Below are 26794 nucleotides of genomic sequence, written 5' to 3'. Positions count from 1 at the left end.
TCAGTTGGCCGCGCTCGGGTCCACCCAGAGGTCCTCGAAGCGCACCTGCGGCGGCGTCTGGTGCAGCCGCAGGCCCTGCACGGTGGGCATGGCCGCCGCGTGGATGCGCTCGTGGTACAGGGGAATCAGCGGGCAGTCTTCGTGGAAGAGCTTCTCCGCGCGCACGTAGAGCTGCTGCCGCAGCCCCGGGTCGATGGACACGCGCGCCTCGGACGTAATCCGGTCCAGCTCCGGGTTTCGGTACCCCAGCGGGAACACCGTCTGCGCGTTCGAGTTGAGCAGGAAGTAGAGGAACGTGTCCGGGTCCGGGAAGTCCGCGAGCCACCGGTTGCGGAAGGCGGGCAGCTTCCCCTCGCTTCCCCGGGCCGTGTACTCCTCCTGGGACATCGCCACGTGCCGCAGCTCCAGCAGGCCCGCCTGAATCAACGGGCGGAAGAGCACCGCGTCCTCGGCGGAGGGGTCCTGCCCGGCGATGTGGTGCAGCGTGAGCTTCAGCCGGCGCAGGCCCGCGTCGTGCAGCAGTTGCTCCGCGAGCGCCACGTCCGGCGCGGGTGGCGTCCCCGCGTCCACGTCGCCCAGCAGCTCCGGCGGGGTGAACGTGCGCGCCACGCGGGCGCCCGGGTGGAACTGCTCCACCATTCCATGGATGTCCATGCCCGCGCGCAGGGCGCGGCGCACGCGCACGTCGTCGAACGGCGCCTCGCGGTGGTTGAGCACCACGAAGGCGGTGGACGGCGTGGTGCTGGTGACGACCTGGAAGGACTCCAGGCCCGGCACCTCCACGTGCTCGGCGGAGAGGAAGGAGACCAGGTCCAGCGCGCCCTGCTTCAGCCGCGCCACCGCCTCCTGCCGCGAGTTGGCGAGATGGAACTCCAGCCGGTCCACCAGCGGCCCGCCGGTGCGCCAGTAGGCGGGGTTGCGCTCTAGCACGACGCGCTCCTGCTCCAGCGCCATGAGGCGGAAGGGGCCGGTGCCCACCAGCCGCCCGCTGGTGTCCACCCGCGCCACCGCCGTGGCGGTGAGCGCCATGAGGTGCAGGAAGAACGCCTTGGGCTCGCGCAGGCGGATTTCGAGCGTCCCGTCGTCGAGCGCCTCGATGCCGGACACCTCGCGCGCGAGGCCGGAGGTGAACTCGGGCGCGCCCTCCACGTCCTCCAGCAGGCTGCGGTCCGGCGAGCGCACGGCCGGGTCCAGCAGCCGCTCGAAATGGCGCTTCACGTCGCTGGCGGTGAGCAGCGTGCCGTCGTGGAAGGTGACGCCGCGGCGCAGGTAGAAGCGGTAGCGCTTCGCGGAAGGGTCCGCGTCCCAGCGCTCGGCGAGGTCCGGCTCCAGCCCGCCGTCCTCCAGCCGCAGCAGGCAGGAGAAGATGCACGAGGTGAGCTCGGAGACCTGGTTCTCCACGCTGAAGAGCGGGTCCACCGCCTGCCGGTTGCGCAGCGACGCCGCCTGGTGCAGGCCCACGCGCAGCGTGCCGCCGGTGCGGGGCGTGGGCAGCTTGAAGCGGAACACCTCCGTCTCCAGGCCCAGCGCCTCGTGGCCGAGCTGGTCCACCGTGCGCGTCAGCCCGTCGCCGATGCGGATGACCCGGCGCGCGTCCTCGCGCACCTGCGCCACCTCCTCGCGGATGGAGGCGTCGCCCCTGGTGAGCACCACGTTCGCGGACCGCAGCTCTTCGATGGCCGCGCTCAGGCGCACCACGGACTCGGACAAGTCACGGCCGGTGCGCGCCTGGGCCTCGGCCTTCTGCGAGGCGCTCTGGCCCACGCGCGCCATCTCGTGCGTCTGGCGCACCAATTCACGGGCATGGCCGGACTGCTCGATGGCCATGCGCGTGACGTCCTCCACGCGGCGGGCGACGCGGCGGCTGGCCTCGACGACGGTGGTGCCCTGCGTCTCCAGCCGCTGCGTCTCGGCCACCGTGGCCTCGACGGCGGTGAAGGTGCGCTGCGTAATCGTGCGAATCTCCACCAGCGCCTCGGCGGCGCGGTCACCGAGCGCCACGCCGGCGGTGGCCTGCTCGCGGCCCTCCTGCACCAGGGTGACGGCGGTCTGCACCGCGTCGCGCACGCCGGCCACCATGGCGGCGATTTCGCGCGTGGAGCGAGTGGTGCGCTCGGCGAGGTTGCGAATCTCGTTGGCGACGACGCCGAAGGGGCGCCCGTGCTCGCCGGCCTGCGCGGCGATGATAGCGGCGTTGAGGGCGAGCAGGTTCGTCTGGTCTGCGATTTCCTGGATGACGTCGACGATGCGGCCGATTTCGGTGGAGCGGTTGCCGAGCGTCCCCATCAGCTCGGCGGCCTTGCGGATGGTCTCCTCCACCCGGTACATGCCCTGGACGCTGTCGCCCACGAGCACCTCGCCGCGCTCGGCGGTGGCCGTCACGGCGATGGCGAGCTGGTTCGTCTCGTTGGCGCGGCGGCGCACGGAGTCGATGCCGCCCTCCACCGCGGCCACGAAGTCCTCGGCCTCGCTGGCGAAGCGGCCCAGTTCGTCACCGGACGCGGCGATGTTGGCGAGCCGCTCGGCCATGGCCTGCATCAGCGCGCTGGTGTTGTGCGCGAAGCTGTTGACCTGCGTGAGCGAGTCCACCACCTGCTCCAGGCGCTCCGTCATCTCCAGGAGCGCGCCGGTGGTGTCGACGGCGAAGACCTCCAGTTGGTGGACGCGCTTGACGGCCACCTGGAGGCTGCCGCCCATGCCGCTGACGGACTCGAGGGTGCGCTCCACGGCGCCGCCCTGGCGGCGCGCGGCTTCGAGCAGCATGCGGGCCTGCTCGCTGACCTCGTTGCTGGTGCGGTGGAGGTTGGCCGTCACGCGCTGCACCTGGGACAGCGCGCGGCGCAGCGAGAGGATGAGTCGGCGCACGTCCTCATGGCCTTCGTAGCCGGAGCTGACGGTGGTGGTGAGGTCGCCCTCGGCGAGCCGGGCCATCACCCTCCGGCGGAGGCGGCGGCGTTGGGCCGCCCAGCGGAACCACGCGAGGTAGCCGCCCAGGAGGTAGAGCGCGGGCGTGGCAATGAGGAGCACGGCCCATGTCGGGTCCGGCAGCTCGGCGCCATGAATGGCCCGCAGCAGTCCCCCCAGGACGAGCGCGGAGATGAGGCCCGCTGCCAGGCCGAACGCGAACAGGTACCGTTTGGCGCCCATGGACGGAGGCAACGCTACCCGCCTTCTCGCGCCAGACCTAGAAACGCCGCACACTGCGGGCCGTGGCCGCTCTGCTTGCCTTCCTGCTCCTTGCTCTCCCTGCGAAGCCGGCGAACCCTGGTGATGTGGGAGGGTCGGCTACGCCCCGCGAAGAGGCGCGCTTCGTCTTCACCTGGAGAGGGGTACCGGTGGGGACGGTGACGCTGAAGCGGGAGCAGGGACGCTTCACGTACGAGAGCCGGCATCTGCACACGCGCGATGGACAGCGGGGCGAGCGTCTGCGCGAGGTGACGCTGGAGGTGGATGGAGCAGGGAGGGTGCGCGGCCCGGAGGCGGGAGGCGCGGGGCGGGCGTCGGGCGCGGGTGTGTTCCCGCAGGCGCTTTGGCTCTGGCGTGGCCCGCCACCCGTGGGGTGCGTCGTCGCACGCGAGGAATTGTCCAGCGTCGAGGGCCCGCACTGCGTCACGCGGGTGGAGGGCTCGCGGGTGGAGGGCACCCTGCTGGGCTCGCCCTTCCGCGCGAGCTATGGCGACGACGGACGGCTGGAGACCCTGGATGTGGGCGACTCGCGCTTCATCCTGGCGGCCCCCGGCACACGCCTGCGCGCACCGCCCGAATTCTTCGCGCGGGGCCTGCGGGTGGAGGGCACGCATGGAGCGCTGGCGCTGGAACCTCCGCTGGACGTCCCCGCGCGACTCGATGGCATGACGCCCTGGAGCGAGGGCGCGGCACGAGCCCTGGCGGCGCGCGTCAACGCGGCCTTCGCCAACAAGGCCCCCGGAGCCGCGGACTGGAACGAGAATGGCGAGGGCGAGGCGGGCGGTTGCCTCGCGCACGCGCTGCGCTTCGCCGGCCAGGCGCGGGAGCGCGGTGTGAAGGTGGCGCTCGTCCACGGGCTGCTGGTGGTGGACGGCGGCCCCGCGCGGCCGCACGCCTGGGTGCGCGTGGCGCTGACGAATGGAAGGACGTTGGACCTGGACCCCACGTCGCTCGACGCCGTGCGGCCCGACACGCACCTGCCGCTCGCGCTGGAGGACGCGCGAGGGCCGGCGCTGGAGGCGGGACGCCGCTGGCTGGAATTGCTGCGAGGGGCGCACCGCGTGGTGCGCCGGCCGTGACGCGGGCCGCGCCTATTCGAAAGGAATGAGCGACAGCTTCGCCCCGGGCTCCGCGCCCAGCGCTTCCTTGGCGGGCGCGGGCAGGAAGACCAAGGTGTTGTCGACGCGGGCCTGGCAGCGCACGGCGCGGAAGCGGCTGCGGCCCGAGTCCTTCTCGAGGGCGACGAGCACGTCATCCCCCTCCAGCTCGAAGTCCTCCTCGGCCAGCTTCACCGTGCGGTACCTGCGCACCAGGGTGATGTCGGAGGTGTTGGCCTCGAAGTGGGGGCCGCCGTCGAACGGGTCGATGCGCTCCACGTACTTGAAGCCGATGCGCTCCAGCATGCGCTGCACGCCGCGCGTCTGGGGGCCCACCTCGCCCAGCACCTTCTGCACGCGGTCCGGGAAGAGCGACGCGTAGATGTCCGAGGCGGGGAAGAGCTCCTTGATGAACTCCTTGTTCTGCCGGCTGAGGCGGTCCGCCTCCTGGTACGTGAGGCCGGTGAACTTCTTGCCGCACGCCTCCCACAACAGGCTGCGCCCGTCGGGGAGCAGCGGCGGGAGCAGCTCCGCCAGTACGCGCGGGCGGAACAGCCGCCGGTGCATGGCGATGAAGAGGAAGCGCACGTAGGACAGCTGCTTGCCGGGCTTGTCCTCCGTGGCACGGTAGGGCGGGTCCACGACGAGGCCGCCGATTTCGGTGGGCCCCTCGTAGTTGTAGGCGATGGAGAGCACCTTGTGGCGCAGGTGCCGCTCGAGGGACGCCGAGTAGGCCTCGCGCTCGCTGACCTCGTAGTAGGTGTGAGGCGCCTCGTACGTCCCGTGCTGCGCGATGATCATCGACGTGCCGACGATGATGTTGTTGCGCACGTCTTCGAGGACGAAGAGGTACTCGCGGTCAAAGGGGTTCTTCACCTTTCCCGCGAAGCTCTTCACCGACTTGTCGATGATGGCTTCGAGCGTCTCTTCGTTGTTCGGCAGGTTCACCGTGTTGAGCACGGCGGCAAGCCGTTTGAGGCCGGCCAGGTCGGTCTTCTGGACGTCACGCAGGACAAGCATGGGTGCACCGGGGACGCCCCCTTCAGAGGGGGTGCCGGAAGGGTGGCGACCATACACCACGCCTGCGGGCAGTCAGCCTCCTGGTTGCCCGCCCCGTTGCCTTGTGCACTGCGTCAGCACGCACCCGCTCGCCCGGTCGGCCGGGGGGCTACTCCCAGTGTGCCGGGAGTGAAACATGTCTCAAGGCCCTCGGGGGCTTGTCTGGCTGATTGCCCTGTTGTCAGGCCAGCGGGAAGGAATTGCCACGGAAATGAATCACGGAATGCCTTGCGGTACGGTTTGTCAGTCGTTGGCTGTCAAACTTTCGCAAGGACACATCATTGAAAGCGCTCCTCCCCGTATGGCTTGCGATGTGGTTGGTCCCCGGGCTGGCGTCCGCCGGAATCGTGTGGCGCGGTGACTTCGAGACAGGAGACCGCTCGCAGTACTCGGGCACGCAGATGGTGAGCGCGGACCGGCTGCAGGTGGTGACGTCACCGGTGGCGGAGGGGAAGTACGCGCTGAAGGCGACGGTGAAGCAGGGCGATGACCCCATCGACTCCAGCGGCAACCGGAACGAGCTGGTGTACCAGGGCAAGGAGGCGCTGGGCTCGGAGTACTACTACCGCTGGAAGGTGATGTTCGCGCAGGACTTCCCGAGCGTGGACACGTGGCAGCTCTTCACGCAGTGGCACCATGACGGGTGCTGCGGCTCGCCGCCGGTGGAGTTCTACGTGCGTGGCGAGGAGATTCGCATGGCGCTCAACGGCACGGGCGAGGTGCCATGGAAGGGGAAGCTGGTGCGCGGCGTGTGGCACGAGTTCATCCTCCACGTGAAGTGGGGCACCACCGCGAACACGGGCTTCGTGGAGCTGTGGCACGACAAGGCGCTCGTGCTGCCGAAGCGCGGCGCGATGACGATGTACTCGGGGCAGAAGAACTACCTGAAGCTCGGGCTGTACCGGAGCGACACGGTGAAGCCGGTGGGCGTCGTCTACCATGATGGTTTCGTACAGGCGACGTCGCTGGCGGATGTGATTGCGCTGGATGCGCCGCCGCCGGCTGTGGATGCGGGGACTCCGGCGGTGGATGCCGGTACTCCGCCTGCGGACTCGGGCACGCCGACGGTGGACGCTGGGACGCCTGCGGTGGATGCGGGCACGCCGGAGGAGCAGGGTAGCGTGGATGCCGGGACGCCGGACGTGGTGGAGGCGCCGGACACGGTGACGCCGCCGGACACGGGTGTGCCGCCCGCGCAGGGCATCTCGACGGACGAGGAGCTTGCGGCGAAGGCGGGGTGCAGCAGCACGGGTGGTGCGCCATTCGCGGCGTTCGCAATGCTGGGCGCGCTGGGCCTGGCGCGGGCGCGGCGTCGTCGGAGCTGAGGTGCCGTGGGGCGCGCGGGTGATGAGCTCGCGCGCCCTTTCGTCGAGGCGAGGCCTGGTGCTGCCTTGACTTGAAGGACCCCTCCTCCTGGAGTGATGCGGCCCGGAAATGCGGGCGCCCGCTCGGAGGGGTTCGCATGATGCCGCGTCGATGGTGGCCGCTGCTGTGCGTGGTGTTGGCCGCGTGTGGTGGTCCCCGGCAGGTGGTGCGGTTGGATACGGGGGAGGGTGCTCCTCGTGTCCATGTTCCGCGTGACGCGGACGCCGAGCCGGTTGCGGTGGACGGGGACGACTTCGAGGGGGCCGTGGCGGAGCTGGCGCGCCACGTTCGTGCTCCGGCGAGGCCGCAGGAGGCCGCGCGCCGGTTGTTCGAGATGGACGCGCGCTCGGGCACGTACACCTACGAGCCGCGCAGTGGCCGCATCACTCCGGCGGGGCCGGGCGAGCGCCTGGAGTCGGAGCTGCCAGCAGGCGAGGTCGCGCTGACGCGTGCCTACCTGGCGTGGTGCGAGCGCACCGGCAGGAAGGGTGACTGCCTGCGACTGCTGGTGGAGGCGCCCACCGTCACCGGGGATGGGCACTTCACGCTGGCCATGGCCCTGGCGAAGGGCGTCGTGCGGGAGGAGATGCTGGCTGCGTTCAAGGACATGGCGGACCCGGAGGCGATGGTGTCCGCCGTTTTGTGGACGATGTCGACGTACGCAATTTTGTGGACGGTGCCCGAGCCTTTGTCGAAGGGCGTGGCGGCGGTGATGACGGCGTCACTCATCGTCTACGTGGGTGTGGACACGTTCAGGCAGCTCATCCTGGGCTTTCGAAGGCTCTGGGAGGAGTCGGACCGTGCGACGAGCTTCGACGAGCTCCGCGATGCGGGAGAACGCTACGGGAAGGTGATGGGCAGGAACGCGGCGCGGGCGTTCGCGATGCTGGCGATGGCGGCCATCAGCAGCACGCCCGAGGCCTTCGCCGCGAAGTTGCCGATGCTGCCCGGAGCCGCGCAAGCCACGGTGCGCGCGGAGGCGCAAGCCGGACTCGTGTACGGGGCCGTGGGCCAGGTGACGACGGTGGCAGTGACAGCCGAGGGCGTCACCATGGCGCTGGCTCCCGGGGCCGTGGCGATGACGGCTCGTGGTGTGAGTGGTACGAGCTCCGCGGCCACGCCGCCGAGGCCGGGGTTCAGGGCGTGGAAGTCACATAGTGGTTTCAGCAAGGCGATGGGGAAGGCAGGCCCAGGCAAGGAATGGCACCACATCGTCGAGCAGACTCCGGGCAACGTGCAGCGGTTCGGTCCTGAGGCCCTCCACAACACGGACAACGTCATTCCCTTGGACAAAGCCCTGCATACCCGTGTGAGCGCGTTCTACTCGTCGATTCGCCGGGTCATTACCGGTTCGGGTACTTTGACCGTACGACAATGGTTGAGTACGCAGTCGTACGAGGCGCAGCGCGATTTCGGGCTTCTCGCCATCGAGAATGTCAGGAAGGGCCTCTGGTGAAGACTCTCGACAAGCTGGTGGAGCAGTTCGCGGAGCACGTGGCCGCGCAGACGGATGCCATCTGGCGTGGGGACGCCACGACCGGGAACAGGCACGCTCGAAAGTACGGTGCGGCGGTCGACAAGCTCTTGGCGCTTGGTGATGCGGGTCGGAATGCGCTTACCGTGTTGCTCAAGCACCCACGCATGGACGTGCGTGTCATGGCCGCAGCACATCTCCTGCGCTATCGCACTGCCGAGGCCAAAGCTGTTCTGGAGGAGGCTGCGAAGGGAGTGGGCATGGTGCCATTTGAGGCACAGCAGTGCTTGAAGCGCTGGGAAGAGGGCACGTGGGCTCTGGATCCAGGCTAGTGACATGGAACTTCAAGGCGTTTTCAAGTGGGGATGCTTGTGGTGCCTCTTGAAGTACTGGTGGCGCAGTTCACGGAGCACGTAGCCGCCCAAACCGATGCCATCTGGAACGGCGATGCCAGGAAGGGGAACAGGCACGCGAAGCGCTACATCGCCGCGTTCATGAAGCTTCGAGAACATCGCGAGGCTGGGATGGATGCTCTCGCCTCGCTGTTCACCCATCCACGCATGGACGTCAGGGTCAAGGCCGCGATCTATGATTGACTCTGATGCCCGTGCTGGAGGGTCGGTTGGAAAGCAATTTGTGTGAACTTGTCGAGGCGTTCGCCCGGCACGTAGTTGCCCAGACCGAAGCCATCTGGCGAGGGGATGCGAGGACCGGCAACAAGCATGCCCGACAGCGCGTCACGGCGTTCAAGCAGTTATGTGCACACGGGGATGCAGGGCGCGATGCGCTCGCGGTGCTTTTCACCCATCCGAGCATGGATGTACGGACCATGGCTGCGGCATACCTTGTTCGTCACCGCACCCAGGAAGCAGTGGCCGTTCTGGAGCAGGCCTCCAAAGGCCAGGGCCTTATCGCATTCCAGGCGCAGCAGTGCTTGTTGCGCTGGAAGGAAGGCGACTGGGCCCTCGACCCCGGATAGCCCACATCGTCCGCGCCCGGCGCTTGAAGCTCCGCCCCTCCCGTGGGAGGAACCGCGCGCATGAGCCACGACGCGCGTGACGGTGACGAAGCAGTCCCCCACCTGAGCCCCGACGAGTTCCGGAAGCTCGGGCACAAGATGGTCGACTGGATTGCCGACTACTGGTCCCGCCTGGACTCATTCCCCGTTCGCTCTCAAGTCACCCCGGGCAGCGTGGCCGCGAAGCTCCCCGCCCATCCCCCCGAGGAGGGCCTCGGCGGTGAGCAGGGTTGGGACGCCGTCTTCCGCGACCTCGAAGACGTCGTGCTCCCGGGCCTGACGCACTGGCAGTCTCCCTCCTTCTTCGCCTACTTCCCCGCCAACGCCTCGGGCCCCGCGGTCCTCGGGGAGATGCTCTCCGCCGGTCTCGGCGTGCAGGGCATGCTCTGGTCCACCAGCCCCGCCGCCACGGAGATGGAGACGCGCGTGCTGGACTGGCTCGCGGAGCTCACCGCGATGCCCGCGTCCTTCCGCTCCACCTCCGCCACCGGCGGCGGCGTCATCCAGGGCACCGCGAGCGAGGCCACCCTCGTCGCCATGGTCGCCGCCCGTGAGCGCCTCCGCGCCCACGGCGCTCCCGGCAACTCCCAGTGGGTGGCCTACTCCTCCACGCAGGCCCACTCGTCCGTGCTCAAGGCCGCCATGCTGTGCGGCGTCGCCCGCGGCGCCGACGACACGGTGCACGTCCGCCAAATCGAGACCGACGCCCACTACGCGCTCCGCCCCGAAGCGCTGGAGCGCGCCATCCGCGAGGACCTCGCCGCCGGACGCCGCCCCTTCTTCGTCTGCGCGAGCGTGGGCACCACCTCCTCGGGCGCCATCGACCCCGTGCGCGCCGTGGCCGCCGTCCTGGAGCGCACCGGCGTCACCGCGTCGGGCGGCTGGCTGCACGTGGACGCCGCGTGGGCGGGCGCCGCGCTCGTCTGCCCCGAGCACCGCGCGCTGCTCGACGGCGTGGAGGTCTGCGACTCCTTCGCCTTCAACCCGCACAAGTGGCTGCTCACCAACTTCGACTGCAATGCCTTCTACACGCGGGACAGGCGCGCCCTCCTCGACGCGCTCAGCGTGACGCCCGAGTACCTCCGCAACGCCGCGAGCGCGAGCGGAGCCGTCATCGACTACCGCGACTGGCAGGTGCCGCTCGGCCGCCGCTTCCGCGCCCTCAAGCTCTGGTTCGTGCTGCGGCACTACGGCGCGCGAGGCCTGCGCGCCCACATCCGCAATCACATCCGCCTGGCCGAGCACTTCGCGTCCTGGGTCTCAGAGGACGCGCGCTTCGAGGTCGCCGTGCCCCGCTCCCTCGCCCTCGTGTGCTTCCGCCTCGAGCCCCTGCCCGGTGAGGCGCCCGAGGCCACCGACGCGCGCAACCGCGCCCTGCTGGACAAGGTCAACGCGACGGGGAAGCTCTTCCTCACGCACACGGTGCTGCCCACCGTGGACGGCCGGCCCGCGCGCTACGTCCTGCGCATGGCCATCGGCGGCACGTACACGGAGGAGCGCCACGTGCGCGCCGCCTGGGACGCGCTCTCCGCCGCCGCGGGCTGAGGCCCGGACGGCTGGCCGCCTGCTCGCGGAAGACGTTGCGGCGCGAGCCGTATGGCATCATGCCCTCCCTGCATGGAGCCCCATCGTCGCGTCGCGCTCGTCCTGAGCTACCAGTACCCGGGCAAGTACGCCTTCACCGTGCTGGCCGGCGCCGTGGAGTCGGACCCGGCGCTCTCCAGTGTCTCGCTCCACTTCCCGCGGGACCGCGAGACGCTGCTGGCCACCCTCCGCGAGCGCGCCGACGCCGGTGACACGGTGGTGGCCGCGTGGTCCTTCTACTCGGCCAGCTTCGGCCCCGCGGCCGAGGAGCTCGCCTGGGTGCGCGAGCGCCTGGACGGGCGCGACGTGCTCTGCATCGCGGGCGGCGTCCACGCCACCGCCGAGCCCCTCCAGACGCTCCAGGCCGGCTTCGACGTCATCGCCGTGGGCGAGGGCGAGTACTTCCTCCGCGAGCTCCTCGCCCGTGTGCAGCGCGGCGAGGACCCGCGCGCCACGCACGGCGCCGCGTACCTCGAGGACGGAAAGCTGAGGCAGAACGGCCGGGGCGAGGGCGTGGTGCTCGACGACTTCCCGCCCTTCGCCGCGCGCCACGGCATGTTCGGCGCCATCGAGATTACGCGTGGCTGCATCTACGCCTGCCGCTTCTGCCAGACGCCCTTCATGAGCAAGGCGCGTTTCCGCCACCGCTCCGTGGCCAACATCGCGCACTGGGCGCGCGAGCTGCGGCGCTCGGGCCGGCGCGACATCCGCTTCATCACCCCCACGTCCATGTCCTACGGCACCGCGGACGAGTCCGTGAATCTCGCGGCCGTGGAGGAGCTGCTCGCCGCCGTGCGCGAGGCCATGGCCCCGGACGGGCGCATCTACTACGGCACCTTCCCCTCCGAAGTCCGCCCCGAGCACGTCACCCCCGAGGCGCTCGCGCTCCTCAAGCGCTACGTGCACAACGACAACCTCATCATCGGCGGGCAGTCCGGCTCCGAGCGCATCCTCCAGAGCACCCGCCGGGGCCACGACGTGGAGACGGTGGTCCGCGCCACGCGCCTCGCGGTGGAGGGCGGCTTCATCCCCAACGTGGACTTCATCCTCGGCCTGCCCGGCGAGGAGTCGTCGGACGTGGAGGCCACCGTGGCCCTCATGGAACAGCTCGCCGCGCTGGGTGCCCGCGTGCACGGGCACACCTTCATGCCGCTGCCCGGCACACCCTTCCGGGATGCCCCCGCCGGACACGTCGACGGAGAGACGCAGCGCAAGCTGGACCGGCTGGCCTCGCAGGGCCGACTCTACGGCCACTGGAAGCACCAGGCCGTCCTGGCGGAGGGCATCGTCTCGCGCCGCAAGCCCCGCGCCACCCGGGCTCACACCCCGTGACAGCACTTCTCCGGGCCACCGCCGCCCGGGGCGTTTAGGATGGGAGCGCGATGTCCGACCAGGCTCCTCCCTATTGGGTCCTCATCTCCGTCCTGTTCAGCTCCCAGCCGCTGTCGCCGGCGCTGGCGATGACGCTGCACCAGGCCGCCTACGAACTGCACCAGCGTGGTGACGGGGTGAAGGAGGTGGCCGGCGATATGCTGAGCGGCCGGGTGGTCAACCTGCGCAAGGACGTGGCCCTCGGCGGCATCTCCGGCCCGGCCTTCGAGGCGGAAATCGACACCGAGCGCGGCTCCGGCGTGGTGCGCTTCGTCCTCACCCGGCAGGGGTTGGAGATGATGAAGCAGCAGCCCGCGGAGCCGCCCCGGCCGAAGTACCTCAACTGAGCCACCGGGAGCCCGTCCGCCCGGCCGCTCCCTGCGCGGGGCGGGCGTCCGTCCCCACCTTCGAGTCAAGGCGTCAACGCACCCGAGACTCGAAGGAGCCACCATGGACTCGAAGGACGACTACCTCAAGCGCAGCGCGGGCATCCCCCTGGACCCATCGAAGCAGAAGGACCCCGAGGAAGCCGGCGACGAGGTGCCCGCGGAAGGACGCGCCGAGCACCTCAACGACATCTCCGAGCAGCAGGGCGGCCAGCGCACCGAGGTCGAGCTGCCCTGGAAGGGCGCCCCCGAGCTGCAGGACGAGTACCGCAAGGAGTACGACGAGAAGAGCAACAAGAAGAAGGGCTGAGGCCTCCCGAGCGGAGCTACTCCCGCTCGAGGTCGACCTTGTTCTTGTTGCCCATGTGGATGATGGAGTTGCCCAGCGTCGCGGCGGAGAGCGTGGCCAAATCGTAGAGGGCCTGCTCCTGCTTCGCCTGCTCCGAGCCCGGGGCCGCCGCCGTGGCGCCACCCTGCGCCGCGGCGCCGTCTCCGGAGACAGGGCCACGGCCCACCGCCGACAGGTACGAGTTCAGCAGGCCGCCCTGCGGCGAGCCGCCCACGGACGCCAGCGCCGAGGCCACCACCGCGCCGCCGTTCGCCATCAGCGGATCGCCGGGGCGGTTGGCAGGATTCGCCGCGGCGCCCTGGATGAGCGAGCCGAAGCCCGCGCGGGAAGCGCCGCTGGTGGCAGGGGTGGTGGGCTGCTGCACCCGGGGACCCGAGAAGGAGTTGATGCGGTTCATGGCGGCTCCGTCACGGCCCGTGAAACAGCGCGCACCTCGCGCGCTTCAGGCCTCTCATCCCCATTATCGCCAAAGCCGGCCGGAAGTTGCGTCCCGCCCATGAAAAGGCCGAAGGCCATGGACCTACGGGGCGTGCCCGTACGTCCACGGCCTTCAGTGAACCTTCAACGCCGAGGGGCGATTAGAACTGGTGCGCCTCGGTGGACTCGTGCAGGGCCAGGGTGCTGGCGTTGCCGCCGGAGATGACCTCGGCGACCTGGTCGAAGTAGCCGGTGCCCACCTCGCGCTGGTGGCGGGTGGCGGTGTAGCCGTCCTTCTCGGCGGCGAACTCGGCCTGCTGCAGCTCGCTGTAGGCCGCCATGCCGCGGTCCTTGTACTTCCGGGCCAGCTCGTACATGCCGAAGTTCAGCGAGTGGAAGCCCGCCAGGGTGACGAACTGGAACTTGTAGCCCATGGCGCCCAGCTCACGCTGGAACTTGGCGATGGTCGCGTCGTCCAGGTTCTTCTTCCAGTTGAAGGACGGCGAGCAGTTGTAGGCCAGGAGCTTGTTCGGGTACTTCGCGCGGATGCTCTCGGCGAACTTCTTCGCCTGGGCGAGGTCCGGGGTGCTCGTCTCGCACCACACCAGGTCCGCGTACGGGGCGTAGGCCAGGCCGCGGGCAATGGCGCAGTCCAGGCCGCCGTTGAGGCGGTAGAAGCCCTCGCCGGTGCGGCCGGACTTCTTGTCGATGAAGGCGTGGTCGTACTCGTCCGCGTCGCTCATCAGCAGCTTGGCGCTGTCCGCGTCCGTGCGGGCCACGACGAGCGTGGGCACGCCCATGACGTCCGCCGCGAGGCGGGCCGCCGTCAGGGTGCGGACGAAGTGGCTGGTGGGCACCAGCACCTTGCCGCCCATGTGGCCACACTTCTTCTCGCTGGCCAGCTGGTCCTCGAAGTGCACGCCGGCCGCACCGGCCTCAATCATGCCCTTCATCAGCTCGAAGGCGTTGAGCGGACCGCCGAAGCCGGCCTCCGCGTCCGCGATGATGGGCGCGAACCAGTAGCGGTCCTTGCGGCCCTCCGCGTGGTCAATCTGGTCCGCGCGGCGCAGGGCGTTGTTGATCTTCCGGACGACGGTGGGAACGGAGTCCACCGGGTAGAGGCTCTGGTCCGGGTACATCTGCCCGGCCGAGTTGGCGTCCGCCGCCACCTGCCAGCCGGACAGGTAGATGGCCTTCAGGCCTGCGCGGACCATCTGCACCGCCTGGTTGCCCGTCAGCGAGCCCAGCGCGTTGATGTAGTCCTCGGTGTGGAGCAGCTCCCAGAGCTTCTTCGCGCCCATCTCCGCCAGCGTGTAGCTGACGGTGATGGAGCCGCGGAGCTTCTCCACGTCCTTCTGCGTGTAGTTGCGGGTGATGCCCTCGAACCGCTGAGCGTGGAGCTTGGCGTGAGGGGAAGCTTCGGTGGTCGTCGGCGTGGCGTCGTACATCGCAGGCTCCTCGCTACAGAGTTGAAATGGTGGAACGAAGTACTGCTCGGGTGGTTGGAGGGGCCCCCGGGGTGGCCCTCCGTGGAAGTCGTCAGGACGTGGAGTCCAAGGCCTCGTAGGCCGGCAGGGTGAGGAAGTCCTCGAAGGCCGGCGCGGTGGACAGCTGCTCGAAGAGGACGCGGGCGCGCTCGAGGTGCGCGGCGCCGTAGCGCTCCTTCGCGCCCTCCTTCTCGATGCGGGCCATCTCCTCGCCGAGCAGCTTGCGGAAGAGCTCCCCCGTCACCTTGCGGCCGTCCTCCAGCGAGGCGCCGTGGTGGATCCACTGCCACACCTGCGCGCGGGAGATTTCCGCCGTGGCCGCGTCCTCCATGAGGTTGTAGAGCGGCACGCAGCCCAGGCCGCCCAGCCACGCGGCGGTGTATTGGATTCCCACGCGGATGTTGTGGCGCAGGCCGTCCTCGGTGCGCGTGCCGGACGGCACCTTGAGCAGCTCCGCCTCGCCGATGCGCACGTCCTCGCGCTTGTTGGCGATTTGGTTCGCGCCCTTCATGTGGGCGTCGAAGATTTCCTTCGCGATGGGGACGAGGCCGGGGTGGGCCACCCACGTGCCGTCGTGGCCGTTCTTCACCTCGCGCAGCTTGTCCGTGCGGACCTTCTCCAGCACCGCCTCGTTGGCGGCCGCGTCTCCCTTGATGGGGATGAAGGCCGCCATGCCGCCCATGGCGTGCACGTTGCGGCGGTGGCAGGTCTGGATGAGCAGCTGCGAGTAGGCGTTGAGGAACGCCTTGTCCATCGTCACCTGACCGCGGTCCGGCAGGACGACGTGGGTGTCCGACTGGAGCGTCTTGATGAAGCTGAAGATGTAGTCCCAGCGGCCGCAGTTGAGGCCGGCGGAGTGCTCGCGCAGCTCGTAGAGGATTTCGTCCATCTCGAACGCGGCGGGCAGCGTCTCGATGAGGACGGTGGCCTTGATGGTGCCGCGCGGGATGTCCAGCTCCGACTGGGCCAGGTGGAACACGTCGTTCCACAGCCGGGCCTCCAGGTGGCTCTGCATCTTCGGCAGGTAGAAGTACGGGCCGGTGCCGCGCGCGAGCTGCTCACGGGCGTTGTGGAAGAAGAAGAGGGCGAAGTCGAAGAGCGAGCCGGAGATGGGCTTGCCGTCGATTTCCACGTGGCGCTCGGGCAGGTGCCAGCCGCGGGGACGCACGAAGAGGACGGCCGTCTTCGGATTGAGGGCGTAGTGCTTGCCGCCCTCGGCGGTGAAGCTGATGGTGCGGCGGACGGCGTCGCGCAGGTTGAGCTGCCCGCGCACCACGTTGTCCCAGGTGGGGCTGTTGGCGTCCTCGAAGTCCGCCATGAAGACGTTCGCGCCCGAGTTGAGCGCGTTGATGATCATCTTCCGGTCCACCGGGCCGGTGATTTCCACGCGCCGGTCCTGGATGTCCGCCGGCAGCGGCGCCACCGTCCAGGTGCCCTCGCGGATGGACTTCGTCTCCGGCAGGAAGTGGGGCCGCTCCCCCTTGCGCCACGCCTGCTGCACCACCTTGCGGCGCTCCAGCAGGGCCACGCGGCGCTCCCCGAAGGTACGCACCAGCTTCGCGACGAACTCCATCGCCTCGGGGGTCAGCACCTCCGCGTAGTCGGGGTGCCAGGCTCCCTTCACCACTACCCCCGGGCCGAAGGCCGGTGCCTGCTTCGAAGGGGCTGACGCGCTCATCCAGGCTCCTTGGCTTGCTGCGTTGTAAATCGCTTCGACGGTTCGGAAAATGGATCTTCCGAGGGAGGAAGGGAAGTGTTGGTGAAGTTCTGCCTGCTTGCCTGTAATGCTGTCAACAGGTAGCGGATTAAATCTGTAAATCAACAAACGGGGTGCCCACGGACCCACCTGCGGTGAGGGGGCACCGGGCGGGCGCAATCGGGGGCGGCGGATTCCGTAGGTAGGGATGAGGGCCGCGGACGCCAAGGGCGGCCCCTCAGGAGTGACGCACGATGGACGCCATGAAGCGCTGCACGGATTGCGCGGAGGAGATGAGGGTGGAGGCTTCGAAGTGCCCGCACTGCGGGACTCGGACGGAGCCGCTGCACCGCGGAGTGCAGGGGCGGACGCTGTTCGGCGTGTGCGCGGCGCTGGCGCGCCAGCTCAACCTGGACCCGGCGCTGGTGCGCGTGGGCTTCCTCGTCTCGCTCGTGATGTCCTTCGGGACGACGATGCTCGTCTACCTGCTGTTGTGGGCCTTCACGCCGTCGTCCGCGCTGGGCAAGGCCCCCTTGCAGCGCACGGTGGACTGGCTCGGCAGCATCGGGAATTCCGAGGAGCCGCGAATGGAGACGCGCGTCTAGCCGAGCCGATGGTTCGGCCGGGGCCGAAACGTCGGCCCTGGCCGGGCTCGTAGAAGCTCCTCACCGCCGGATGGTGCCGGCGGTTGGAGGAGTGACTGGATGTCGTTTCCGAAGGACGCGCTGGCCGCGCCGACGCACCTGGACCCGTATTCCTTCTACGCGGACCTCGTCGCTCGCAGGCCCTTCTTCTGGGACACGTCGCTGAAGCTGTGGATTGCGTCGAGCGCCCGCTCGGTGACGGCCGTCCTCACGCATCCCGCCTGCCGTGTCCGCCCCACGACAGAGCCGGTGCCGCGAGCGCTCGGGCCTGGAGTTGCCTCGGTGTTCCGGCACCTCGTGCGGATGAGCGACGGGCCCGGGCACTGTCCGATGAAGCAGGCCGTGTCGGCCTTTCTCGGCGGCTTCGAGGAGCAGCGGGTGGTGGAGGAGGCGCGACGACGGACGCGCCTGCTCGGTGGGCCCGAGCTCCTGCACACGCTTCCATTCCGGTTGCCGGTGTCCGTGGTGGGGAGCCTGCTCGGGCTACCCGAGGACGCGCTCCCTCGCGTGTCCGTGTGGACGGGGGACTTCGTCCGGGCGATTGCACCGGGAGCAGGCGCGGAGCGGCTCGAAGCGGGCGAGCGGGCTGTAAACGGGTTGCTGGAAGTATTCCGCGCCGCGCTGGCCGCCCAGCGGGCCTCGGATGTCCCGGGGCCGCTGGCCCTCTTCGCTCGAGGGGCCGAGCGCTTCGGAATGCAGGCCGTGGAGGCGCTGCTGGCCAACGCCATCGGGTTGTTGTCGCAGACGCATGACGCCACGGCGGGTCTGCTGGGGAACACCGTCCTCGCGCTGCATGCGCAGCCGGCGCTGATGGAGCGGTTGGAGTTGCTGCCCCGCATCGTGGACGAGGTGCTCCGGTTCGACGCTCCGGTGCAGAACACGCGGCGCTTTCTCGCGGAGGACGCCGTCATCGAGGGCCAGCGCCTGGCCGCGGGCGACACCGTGCTCGTCATCCTGGCCGCGGCCAACAGGGACCCCGCGCTCAACGAGGACCCGCACCGGTTCGACGTGGACCGGAAGGACCGGCGCTCCTTCACCTTCGGCGCGGGTGTGCACGCCTGTCCCGGCGAGGCGCTGGCGAAGTGGATGGTGCAGGGGGCGCTCGAGGAACTGCTCACCACCGACCCTGGCTTCTTCCGGGCCACCGCGCACGGCGTGTCCTACGTGCCTTCGGTGAACGGACGCATCCCCCTCATCTCCCGCGAGGTTCGCTCATGATTGCCGTCATCTTCGAGGTGCGTCCCCACGCGGACGGAAGGCAGGAGTACCTGGACCTCGCGGCGGGGCTGCGGCCGTTGCTCGAAGGGGTGGACGGGTTCATCTCCATCGAGCGCTTCCAGAGTCTGACGGACCCGGGGAAGCTCCTCTCACTGTCGTTCTGGCGGGACGAGCAGGCTGTCGCAGCGTGGCGCGAGTCAGAACCGCACCGCGCCGCGCAGGCCAGGGGCCGCGCCTCCGTCTTCGAGGACTACCGGCTCCGCGTCGCCGCCGTCCTTCGCGACTACGGCATGGCCGAGCGTGCCCAGGCGCCCGCCGACAGCCGTGGGTTCCACGAGCGCTGAAGCCCGCCTCACGGCAGCTTCGGACGGATGACGCGCGGAGCGTCCGGATTCACGTCCAGCGCCGCGCGCGAGGCCTCGTCCAGGAGCAGCACCTGGCGCTTGTGCCCGAGCGCCCGCTGGGAATGGCGGTCACCCTCCAGGCCACGCCCCTCCACGGCACGGGCCTCGGGGACGCGGAGCATGGGCGTGCCCCGTGTCTGGGCGAGGAGGAGGGCTCGGACGGTTCCGCTTGCGCTGGGAGTGCTCACGGCACAACGGTAATCACCCGAGGGCCATGGCCGCAGCGGCCGCCTTGTTATGCCCTGGCCCGAGCTTCCACCCTCTTTCGAGGAGCCCCGCGCGTGAGCACGAAGAACGTTCGCATCGAGAAGGACACCTTCGGCCCCATCGAGGTGCCCGCCGAGCACCTCTGGGGCGCGCAGACCCAGCGCAGCCTCCAGAACTTCGCCATCTCCACCGAGCGGATGCCGCCCGCCCTCATCCGCGCGCTCGTCCTGGTGAAGAAGGCCGCCGCCCTCGTCAACATGGAGAACGGCACCCTGCCGCGCGACAAGGGCGAGGCCATCGTCAAGGCCGCCGACGAGGTCCTCGCCGGCAGGCACGACGGGGAGTTCCCCCTGAGCGTCTGGCAGACGGGCAGCGGCACCCAGACGAACATGAACTGCAACGAGGTGCTGGCCAACCGCGCCTCGGAGCTGCTGGGCGGCGAGCGCGGCGAGGCACGCAAGGTCCACCCCAACGACGACGTCAACAAGGGCCAGAGCTCCAACGACGTCTTCCCCACCGCGATGAACGTGGCCGCCGCCACCGCCATCGTCGAGCAGGTGCTCCCCGAGCTGAAGGCGCTCCGGGACGTGCTCGCGGAGAAGTCCCGCGCGTTCAAGGACATCGTCAAGATTGGCCGCACCCACCTGCAGGACGCGACGCCGCTCACGCTGGGCCAGGAGCTCAGCGGCTACGTGGCGCAGTTGGAGCACGCGCGCGGGCACCTGGAGCTGGCCCTGCCGCACCTGTACGAGCTGGCCCTGGGCGGCACCGCCGTGGGCACCGGCCTCAATGCCCCCAAGGGCTATGCCGAGCGCGTGGCGAAGGAGATTTCCCACCTCACCGGCCACCCCTTCGTCACCGCGCCCAACAAGTTCGAGGCGCTCGCCGCCAATGACGCCCTCGTGCACGCGCACGGGGCCCTCAAGGGACTGGCCGCGTCGCTGGTCAAGATTGCCAATGACGTGCGCTGGCTGGCCTCGGGGCCGCGCTCGGGGCTGGGGGAAATCACCATTCCGGAGAACGAGCCGGGCAGCTCCATCATGCCGGGCAAGGTGAACCCCACGCAGAGCGAGGCGCTCACCATGCTGTGCGCTCAGGTCATGGGCAACGACGTGGCCATCTCCATCGGCGGCGCGTCCGGCAACTTCGAGCTGAACGTCTTCAAGCCGCTCATCATCCACAACGTCCTGCAGAGCTGCCGGCTGTTGGCGGACGGCATGCGCAGCTTCCGCCTCCACTGCGCCGTGGGAATCGAGCCCAACCTGCCGCGCATCCAGGAGAACCTGCAGCGCAGCCTGATGCTCGTCACCGCGCTCAATCCGCACATCGGCTACGACAACGCCGCGAAGATTGCGAAGAAGGCCCACAAGGAGGGCAAGACGCTGAAGGAGGTCGCCATCGAGCTGGGCCTCCTCACCGCCGAGCAGTTCGAGCAGTGGGTCCGCCCGGAGGCGATGGTCGGGAACAAGGACTGACGGGACTGGCGGCCCGGGCCGTGTGCGAGAAGGTGAGCCGGGCCCTCTCGACGAGCGGCCCGGACTCGCAGGGCAGGGGAGCGGCCAGGAGGGCGTCGGAGCGGACGGAGCCGTCCACCCGGCGGCCCCAAAGCGTGGGACAGCGCACGCTTCCGGGAAGAAGGGACGGGCGCGCCGGGACGAGGACGATTAGGGTACTGGGGCCATGAACGTCCCCTTCGTCATCGAGACCACGCACCGCGGCGAGCGGGCGTATGACCTGTACAGCCGGCTCCTCAAGGACCGCATCATCATGCTGGGCACGCCAGTCAACGACGATGTGGCCAACATCATCGTGGCCCAGCTCCTGTTCCTGGAGTCCGAGGACCCCGACAAGGGCATCAACCTCTACATCAACTCGCCCGGTGGCTCGGTGACGGCCGGTCTCGCCATCTACGACACCATGCAGTACGTGAAGTGTCCGGTGTCCACCATCTGCGTCGGGCAGGCGGCCTCCATGGGCGCGCTGCTGCTGCTCGCCGGCGCCAAGGGCAAGCGCTACGCGCTCCCCAACAGCCGCATCATGATTCACCAGCCGCTCGGCGGCGCGCAGGGCCAGGCCACGGACATCGACATCCAGGCCAAGGAAATCCTCCGCCTGCGCAGCTACATCAACGGCCTCATCGTGAAGCACACGGGCCACACCGTCGAGCGCATCGAGAAGGACACCGAGCGCGACTACTTCATGAGCGCCGAGGACGCCCGGCAGTACGGCCTCATCGACGAGGTGGTGGAGAAGCAGCGCATCACCCCCCCCACCGCCGGAAAGTAATCCCGTCGTACCCCGCGGCCTCCGCTTGCTTCCGGCGAGCGGGGGCCGTGCCGCGTCGGCGCGCGGATGTCAGGAAGCAGTCAGCCGGGCCCTGGATGCCATGGCCTGCTCCGGGCGTCCGAGCAACCGGGCGATGAGCTCTGTCCGAGCCCGGACGCCGAAGCGCCGGTAGATGGACTTCAGGTACTGGTTCACCGTGAAGCGGCTGATGCCGAGCTCCCCGGCGATGTCCTTGTCGGCCAGCCCGTGCAGCAGCAATTCCAACGTCTGGCGCTCGCGCGGCGAGAGCCGGGCCCGCAGGCGCTCATCCTCCGTGGGCTCCGGCACGTGGAGCATCGGCCCGCATTCGGTGTGGAACAGGTGCATCAGCTCGCGGTCCGCCTCGTCGAAGGGCCGCTCGCTCCGGCCCCGGTAGAAGCCGGCGCCCTGCACCACCGACGGCACCTCCGAGCGGCGAATCGAGTACACCGAGCCGTCGAGGTGCGCCGGGTGGAGGACGCCCTCGGTGAAGGGTGAGCCGTACCAGGTCCGGTCCTCGACGAGCTCGTGTCGTGTCGCGGTGACGATGGCGCCGGGCTCGGGGCGCCGCTTCATCAGGGAGCGGATGCTCGGGTTGAAGGCACTGCCCCTCTGCCCGAGCACCTGAATCGCCGGCAGCGTGCTGTCGTCCCAGCCGTCCATCACGATGGACGTGAAGTCGCCGCGTCCTCCGGGGCCGAAGTCCCGGTCCAGCACGCAGGCGCCCACCGCGGCGCCCAGGATGCGGCGCATTCCCCCGAGCAGGTGTCTGGCCCGCTCTCCGCCGTGCACCGGCAGCTCGTGGGCCTCGTTGATGAGACGCACCAGCGCACGCACCTGTGAGGTTCGAAGTCGGCTCCCCATGACGGTCCCCCTGAGTCGAAGTCGATACGCCGCGAAGCATACTCCCTGATTTGAGTGAATTGCTGGTGTTGCATGCTGGTGAGACCTTCCCGCGTGCAACACCTCAACCCAGGAGAGACGTGCGATGAAGAGCCGAATCAAGCAGGGGGTCCTCGCGGTGGCGGTCATCCTTCCGCTCGCGGCGGTGGCGCGCAGCGTGCCCGCGAGCAGTGGCCGGCCCGAAATCTGGACCGACGGGTCCTGTTTCAGCATGAGCTACAGCTCCATCTACAATGGCTGCTCCACCCGGAAGGGCTTCGAGATTCCCCTTTCGGTGGACTCGTCCGGCAACAAGACGGTGGTCGTCGCCGCCCAGGGCGCCACGACGTCGAACAACGTGGGCTGCGCCGCCGTGGGAGTGAACCGCGAGCTCACCCTCGCCTGGGGCGGCGCGCGCAAGTGGCTCACCACGTTCGGCTCGGCGCAGCTCATCACGCTGACCGACGCCTACGTGCCCAGCAACGGCTACCTGTACGCGAGCTGCCACCTCGACCCGGGTGGCCGGTTCCACTCCATCGACTACAACCCCTGAGTCTCACGAGCACGAGCCTCTGGAGGCCGATGCGCTGGGCCCGAGAAACCGGCTCCGGAGCGCCCCGGGCGTGCCGGAGCCGTGAGTCGGGGGCCGGCGGTGGTTGGACGTGTCTGTGATTGGCGGAGCGGGCGCCCGTGTATTCACGGGCGCCCCGGTTCAGGCGAAATGACAAACAGATGGGCATTCGTCGGCGTAGGCGTTCTCGGAGGACTGCTGACCTACGGTGCGACGCGGCTCGCGGGAGCGGGCTCGGAGGAGGCACCGGAGCCCGGCGCGCGCGACGCCACCGAGCTGCATCGATTGAAGGCGCAGGTTCGCGAGCTCGAGGCGTCGGTCGCCAGCTCCGAGCGCCTGGCGCGCGAGGCGCACGTGACGGCCCGTGCCGCCCAGCAGGCCTCCACCCTTCCTCGCGTGGAGGTGCTCCCGGCTCCGGCGCCGGCCGCCGGGACACCCGAGGCGGCACGTCCCGAGGCGGAGGCATCCGCCCAGGCGGCGCGTGAGGTGGACCCGGACGAGGTCGTCGAGAAGCTGGACACGCGCTTCTTCGACGAGCCGATGGACCCGGGCTGGAGCGGTGAGGCCCGGCAGCGCGCGGCGCGGCTCGGAGCGCTGTTGCCGCAGGGGGCACGGCTCGTCTCGTTGGAGTGTCGCAGCTCCATGTGCAGGCTGGAGCTGTCCCATCCGAACCTGGAGTCCTTCCAGGGCTTTGTCCGCGAGGGACTGATGGGCGCGGGGAATGATTGGGACGGGCCCTTCATGGCCGCGCTCAAGGGGGACCCGAGGCAGCCGGGGGGAGTGCAGGCCGTGGCGTACCTGGCGCGGGAGGGAGCCGACCTGCGGCCCGGCGCATTCGACGCGCCCTGAGCGCAGCCCACGGCTCCGCCGCCGGTCCAGCGAGCGGGCATGCTGCCGCCGGGAGCCGGGCGCGCGCTGTCAGCGAGGGGCGCGAGGATTCCCCCGGGGCGCCGGCGCAGTCCCTGCGCTGGTGGCCCTGGCAGGCGCAGCTTCTTCGCGCTGGCCGCGAGAGCTCCCTCGCCTGCGAGTGGCACGCTCCATGCTCAATCTCCAGGTATGTCCCCACCCCGCCCCCGCTTCGTCCTCCGCATGCTCCTGCCCGGCGCCATCCTGGCCGGCGCCGCGTGTGCCACCGGCCCCACCGGCAGGCCGCCCGAGCCGCCGTCGGCGTACACCGTCCAGCAGGAGCTCGGGCAGCGGGACGTCATCCAGGCGGGGCAGGAATACGCGCGCAACAACAGCATCCTGCTGGCCGAGGGCAGCGACGCGGTGGAAGTCCGTCCCAACTATTGGCGCATCCGCTTCGGCCTGGCGGACAAGCCCGGACGCGGACTGGAGCTGGAGTTCGACGAGCTGGCCCGGCGCGTCACGCGCGCCCAGGAAATCGAAATCCTTCCGGGCGATGTTCCCAAGCCGGAGCAGGGAGGAAGTGGGCTCAGCGTCCCCAGCACCCTCCAGCGTCAGGGCTCCACTCCCTGACGTCAGGTCGAGGGGTCGCCACTCTCGCTGCCCTCTTCGCCGGGCAGGCCGCCCGCGCCGAGCCGGCGCTCAGGGGATGACGCGGCGGCGGCGGAAGTCGTCGAAGATGCCGAGGAACATGGCCTCGGTGTCCACGTACTCGTGGAAGCCGAAGCGCCGCGCCTTCGTGCCGTCGGCGAACATGTCGTAGTCCCACGAGAAGACGAAGTCGCCGAAGCGCCAGGAGGACACGTCCTTGTACGCGTGCCGCTCCAGGCCGTGCTTCTCCTGCATGCGCTGCCACAGCGGCTCCTTGTCCGCCATGACGACGTCCAGCGACATGGGCAGCGGTGGCGCCACCTCCAGGCCGAAGTGGCGCGCAATCCTCGGCCACAGCTCGTTCCACCGGAACAGGTCGCCGTTGTTGATGTTGAAGGCCTGGTTGGCGCAGCGCTCGTCGGTGGCGGCCCACACCGTGGCCTTGGCCAACAGCCCCGCGTCCGTCATCTCCAGCAGCTTGTCGTACGCGCCCGGCTTGCCGGGGAAGCGCAGCGGCAGCCCCAGCTCCTTCGAGATGCTGGCGTACACCGCGATGACCATGGCCAGGTTCATCGGGTTGCCGAGCGCGAAGCCGCACACCACGGACGGGCGGATGGCGGACCAGGTCCACGCCTTGCCCTGCTGCCGCGCCTCCAGGAAGGCCTGCTGGTCCACGTTGAACTCGGGCGGCATGTGGTGCGCGTCCGTCTCGCGGGCCGGCGTCTTGAACGGGCCCAGGTGCGCGCCGTAGACCTTGTAGCCCTGCATCAGGCTGATGTGCCGCAGTCCGCGCGCCACGGGCTCCACGGCATCCACTACGTTGACCAGCATGCGGAGGTTGGGCGCCACCAGCTCCGCCCACGACGGCCGGTCCTGATACGCGGCGTAGAAGATGTGCGTGACGTGGCTGAGGCCGCCCAGCTTCGTGCGGCAGCCCTTCGCATCGAGCAGGTCCACCTCCACATGCCGCACGCGCCCCTCCGAGGGGCCGCCCCGCCGCGACAGGCCGATGACGTCCCAGTCGCCGAGCGACGCGAGGTGGGTGACGAGGTTGCGGCCGATGACGCCCTGGGCTCCGGCGACGAGGGCGACCTTCTGCTTCGGACTCATGAGCATGCTCCGGGGAAGCGGCGCGGGCGCGCGCGGGGCCTGCCTCGCGGCGACGGGCGCGAACGCCGTGGAATATGGAGCCCGCACCTCGCGTGGACCACGGCTTCACACGGCACAGCACCTGTGACGTGAAGTCACGAGGGCGCGCGCCGCCGTCCCCACTTTGTTTGCGACATTTTCCGGGGGCCTGCGTTTACCGGGTGTCAGCACCTGGAAGTCCAGACACGGGCTTCCGGTGAGGACGCCGCAACATCCCCTCCGAACGCCAGGCTCCGCGAGGAGTGTCTGTCGTTGCGCGCCGTGCGCGGCCCATGGGCCGTCCCCCCGTGAAGTCACCACCGAAGTCGTACTCACCTCCAGCGTCCCGCCGGGTGGCGGGCGCCTGGCCTCCGTCTGTCAGGAGAAGGCAATGTCTCTCAAGCGAATGTTGTCTGTGATTGCGGTCGTGGCGGTTCCCGCCCTGAGTGCCTGCGGCTCGGCCGCCGGCGAGGCACCCCCGGATGGCGCCACGTCCGTGGTCGACCCGGCCACGGGTGAAATCGTGGCCACGAACTTCCCCAGGGACGCGAAGTTCATCGACGTGGCGACGGCCGCTGTCGTGCAGCCGCCCGAGGTCTGCCGCATCGATGACCCGGACTGCGTGGGCGTGTGCAGCCCCATCCGCGACTACGGCTGCGAGCCCTGCGACCCGACGAACCCGCTGCACTGGTGCTACGAGCCGCCGCCGCCCCCGCCGCCGTGCACGGCCGCCGACGGGCTCATCAGCCAGTACCGCGTGCAGCGCACCGGCCAGGAGTCGACCCAGAATTCCGAGGTGCAAATCTTCGAGGGCAGCCGCTGCAACCGCTGGGTCGTCACCGGCATCGGCGCCTCCATCGTCTCCGACAGCAACTACGAGCAGCTGGTCATCGAGTACCGGGAGCTATACGCGAACGGCACCATGGGGCCGCGCATGCTGTACCGCACGGGCAGCAATGCCTACCGTACCCCCGAGGCCTGGGTGCAGGCGACGGACGGCTACGCCCTCGTCGGAGTGGCCGCGGGCCAGCAGGGGACGCATGACCTGCGCACCCTCGTCGGCTACGCCCGCCAGGTGGTGGTGACCTCCTCCGGCGTGCGCATGTCCGGCTCGTACCAGTACCTGTACGGCGGCATCAATCCGTACGGCACCGTCGACTCCCAGGCCTACAACACGACGCCCAATGACAACGAGGTCTTCATCGGCCTCGGCCTGCGCTCGGCCGTGCAGCAGACGAAGACGCTCATCTCGTACATCGGCACGCTGCCGTAGTCCGCGAGCCCGTCTGTCGGAGTCCCGCCCGCGGCCCCATCCGGCCGCGGGTGCCGGCCCCCGCGATTCCTGGGACGGAGCGGGGGCCGGGTCCTCACCTGGGTGATGTGGATTCACACCCGGGAGAGGTCATGAGGTCCGAGCCGAATCGCTTCAATGTAACGAGAGCAACTGAAG

Annotated in this window: 27 protein-coding genes; 19 read left to right on the top strand and 8 right to left on the bottom strand. The window is 69.6% G+C overall.

The features are described 5' to 3' along the window. Complete coding sequence (locus tag ACVTJA_RS45155) at positions 1-3147, bottom strand: ABC transporter substrate-binding protein (protein ID WP_465830105.1); 3147 nt, start codon at positions 3145-3147, stop codon at positions 1-3. 62 nt (positions 3148-3209) lie between these two features. Between ACVTJA_RS45155 and ACVTJA_RS45150 the strand changes: the two genes are divergently transcribed. Next, positions 3210-4265 carry a lasso peptide biosynthesis protein gene (locus tag ACVTJA_RS45150; RefSeq protein WP_465830103.1) on the top strand — a complete coding sequence of 352 codons (1056 nt, stop codon included), beginning with the start codon at positions 3210-3212 and terminating at the stop codon, positions 4263-4265. A gap of 12 nt (positions 4266-4277) precedes the next feature. Here the strand turns inward: ACVTJA_RS45150 and ACVTJA_RS45145 are convergent, their stop codons facing one another. After that, on the bottom strand, positions 4278-5303 hold the full coding sequence (locus tag ACVTJA_RS45145) for an arginine N-succinyltransferase (protein WP_465830101.1): 1026 nt from the start codon (positions 5301-5303) through the stop codon (positions 4278-4280). A gap of 350 nt (positions 5304-5653) precedes the next feature. Between ACVTJA_RS45145 and ACVTJA_RS45140 the strand changes: the two genes are divergently transcribed. The 9 genes from ACVTJA_RS45140 to ACVTJA_RS45100 all read left to right on the top strand — a co-directional run bounded on the left by ACVTJA_RS45140 (position 5654) and on the right by ACVTJA_RS45100 (position 12850). Then, positions 5654-6667, top strand: a complete 1014-nt coding sequence (locus ACVTJA_RS45140; RefSeq protein ID WP_465830099.1) for a polysaccharide lyase — start codon at positions 5654-5656, stop codon at positions 6665-6667. Between the two features lie 137 nt (positions 6668-6804). Further along, entirely contained in the window at positions 6805-8163 is a 1359-nt protein-coding gene (gene sitA5, locus ACVTJA_RS45135; protein WP_465830097.1) for a SitA5 family polymorphic toxin, read from the top strand. Continuing rightward, a complete protein-coding gene (locus ACVTJA_RS45130) occupies positions 8160-8513 on the top strand; it encodes a DUF2019 domain-containing protein (protein ID WP_465830096.1) in 354 nt (117 codons plus the stop codon). The genes sitA5 and ACVTJA_RS45130 overlap by 4 nt, the downstream gene beginning before the upstream one ends. A gap of 33 nt (positions 8514-8546) precedes the next feature. Then, complete coding sequence (locus tag ACVTJA_RS45125; RefSeq protein ID WP_465830094.1) at positions 8547-8777, top strand: hypothetical protein; 231 nt, start codon at positions 8547-8549, stop codon at positions 8775-8777. A gap of 5 nt (positions 8778-8782) precedes the next feature. Beyond that, entirely contained in the window at positions 8783-9160 is a 378-nt protein-coding gene (locus ACVTJA_RS45120; protein WP_465830093.1) for a DUF2019 domain-containing protein, read from the top strand. Between the two features lie 60 nt (positions 9161-9220). Continuing rightward, positions 9221-10744: a pyridoxal-dependent decarboxylase gene (locus ACVTJA_RS45115; protein WP_465830091.1), complete on the top strand. Its 1524-nt coding sequence runs from the start codon at positions 9221-9223 to the stop codon at positions 10742-10744. 72 nt (positions 10745-10816) lie between these two features. After that, on the top strand, positions 10817-12115 hold the full coding sequence (locus ACVTJA_RS45110) for a TIGR04013 family B12-binding domain/radical SAM domain-containing protein (protein ID WP_465830090.1): 1299 nt from the start codon (positions 10817-10819) through the stop codon (positions 12113-12115). A gap of 50 nt (positions 12116-12165) precedes the next feature. After that, positions 12166-12501 carry a hypothetical protein gene (locus tag ACVTJA_RS45105; protein WP_465830088.1) on the top strand — a complete coding sequence of 112 codons (336 nt, stop codon included), beginning with the start codon at positions 12166-12168 and terminating at the stop codon, positions 12499-12501. Between the two features lie 103 nt (positions 12502-12604). Then, complete coding sequence (locus ACVTJA_RS45100; protein ID WP_465830086.1) at positions 12605-12850, top strand: hypothetical protein; 246 nt, start codon at positions 12605-12607, stop codon at positions 12848-12850. Positions 12851-12866: 16 nt separating this feature from the next. On the opposite strand, the gene ACVTJA_RS45095 is transcribed toward ACVTJA_RS45100, so the two are convergent. The 3 genes from ACVTJA_RS45095 to aceB form a co-directional block, all read right to left on the bottom strand. After that, positions 12867-13286 carry a hypothetical protein gene (locus ACVTJA_RS45095; protein ID WP_465830084.1) on the bottom strand — a complete coding sequence of 140 codons (420 nt, stop codon included), beginning with the start codon at positions 13284-13286 and terminating at the stop codon, positions 12867-12869. A 181-nt stretch (positions 13287-13467) separates the two neighbouring features. Further along, positions 13468-14754: an isocitrate lyase gene (gene aceA, locus ACVTJA_RS45090; RefSeq protein ID WP_465830083.1), complete on the bottom strand. Its 1287-nt coding sequence runs from the start codon at positions 14752-14754 to the stop codon at positions 13468-13470. A gap of 91 nt (positions 14755-14845) precedes the next feature. Further along, complete coding sequence (aceB, locus tag ACVTJA_RS45085; RefSeq protein WP_465830081.1) at positions 14846-16471, bottom strand: malate synthase A; 1626 nt, start codon at positions 16469-16471, stop codon at positions 14846-14848. A 272-nt stretch (positions 16472-16743) separates the two neighbouring features. On the opposite strand from aceB, the gene ACVTJA_RS45080 reads away from it, so the two are divergent. From ACVTJA_RS45080 to ACVTJA_RS45070, 3 genes are all read left to right on the top strand, one after another. Then, complete coding sequence (locus ACVTJA_RS45080; protein WP_465830079.1) at positions 16744-17094, top strand: PspC domain-containing protein; 351 nt, start codon at positions 16744-16746, stop codon at positions 17092-17094. A gap of 99 nt (positions 17095-17193) precedes the next feature. Next, positions 17194-18351: a cytochrome P450 gene (locus tag ACVTJA_RS45075; RefSeq protein ID WP_465830077.1), complete on the top strand. Its 1158-nt coding sequence runs from the start codon at positions 17194-17196 to the stop codon at positions 18349-18351. Beyond that, the gene (locus tag ACVTJA_RS45070; RefSeq protein WP_465830075.1) at positions 18348-18695 is read left to right on the top strand and encodes an antibiotic biosynthesis monooxygenase family protein; all 348 of its coding nucleotides are present in this window, start codon (positions 18348-18350) and stop codon (positions 18693-18695) included. The genes ACVTJA_RS45075 and ACVTJA_RS45070 overlap by 4 nt, the downstream gene beginning before the upstream one ends. An 8-nt stretch (positions 18696-18703) precedes the next feature. Here the strand turns inward: ACVTJA_RS45070 and ACVTJA_RS45065 are convergent, their stop codons facing one another. Next, the gene (locus ACVTJA_RS45065; protein WP_465830073.1) at positions 18704-18877 is read right to left on the bottom strand and encodes a hypothetical protein; all 174 of its coding nucleotides are present in this window, start codon (positions 18875-18877) and stop codon (positions 18704-18706) included. Between the two features lie 159 nt (positions 18878-19036). On the opposite strand from ACVTJA_RS45065, the gene fumC reads away from it, so the two are divergent. Then, a complete protein-coding gene (gene fumC, locus ACVTJA_RS45060; RefSeq protein WP_465830071.1) occupies positions 19037-20437 on the top strand; it encodes a class II fumarate hydratase in 1401 nt (466 codons plus the stop codon). 205 nt (positions 20438-20642) lie between these two features. Next, positions 20643-21248 (top strand): ATP-dependent Clp endopeptidase proteolytic subunit ClpP, encoded by a 606-nt coding sequence (clpP, locus tag ACVTJA_RS45055; protein ID WP_465830070.1) that lies wholly within the window; start codon positions 20643-20645, stop codon positions 21246-21248. Between the two features lie 69 nt (positions 21249-21317). On the opposite strand, the gene ACVTJA_RS45050 is transcribed toward clpP, so the two are convergent. After that, positions 21318-22130, bottom strand: coding sequence for a helix-turn-helix transcriptional regulator (locus tag ACVTJA_RS45050; RefSeq protein ID WP_465830069.1), 813 nt, complete (start codon positions 22128-22130; stop codon positions 21318-21320). Between the two features lie 124 nt (positions 22131-22254). Between ACVTJA_RS45050 and ACVTJA_RS45045 the strand changes: the two genes are divergently transcribed. The 3 genes from ACVTJA_RS45045 (at position 22255) to ACVTJA_RS45035 (ending at position 24198) form a co-directional block, all read left to right on the top strand. Continuing rightward, positions 22255-22701 (top strand): hypothetical protein, encoded by a 447-nt coding sequence (locus tag ACVTJA_RS45045; protein WP_465830067.1) that lies wholly within the window; start codon positions 22255-22257, stop codon positions 22699-22701. A 168-nt stretch (positions 22702-22869) separates the two neighbouring features. Further along, complete coding sequence (locus ACVTJA_RS45040; RefSeq protein WP_465830065.1) at positions 22870-23568, top strand: hypothetical protein; 699 nt, start codon at positions 22870-22872, stop codon at positions 23566-23568. A gap of 207 nt (positions 23569-23775) precedes the next feature. Further along, the gene (locus ACVTJA_RS45035; protein WP_465830063.1) at positions 23776-24198 is read left to right on the top strand and encodes a hypothetical protein; all 423 of its coding nucleotides are present in this window, start codon (positions 23776-23778) and stop codon (positions 24196-24198) included. 69 nt (positions 24199-24267) lie between these two features. Here ACVTJA_RS45035 and ACVTJA_RS45030 read toward each other — a convergent pair whose 3' ends face one another. Then, complete coding sequence (locus tag ACVTJA_RS45030; RefSeq protein WP_465830061.1) at positions 24268-25326, bottom strand: SDR family oxidoreductase; 1059 nt, start codon at positions 25324-25326, stop codon at positions 24268-24270. Positions 25327-25735: 409 nt separating this feature from the next. Between ACVTJA_RS45030 and ACVTJA_RS45025 the strand changes: the two genes are divergently transcribed. Continuing rightward, a complete protein-coding gene (locus ACVTJA_RS45025; protein ID WP_465830060.1) occupies positions 25736-26617 on the top strand; it encodes a hypothetical protein in 882 nt (293 codons plus the stop codon). The last annotated feature ends 177 nt before the right edge of the window (positions 26618-26794 follow it).

This window comes from Pyxidicoccus sp. M6, from assembly GCF_055568925.1.
This window is presented reverse-complemented; position numbering and strand designations above follow the sequence as displayed.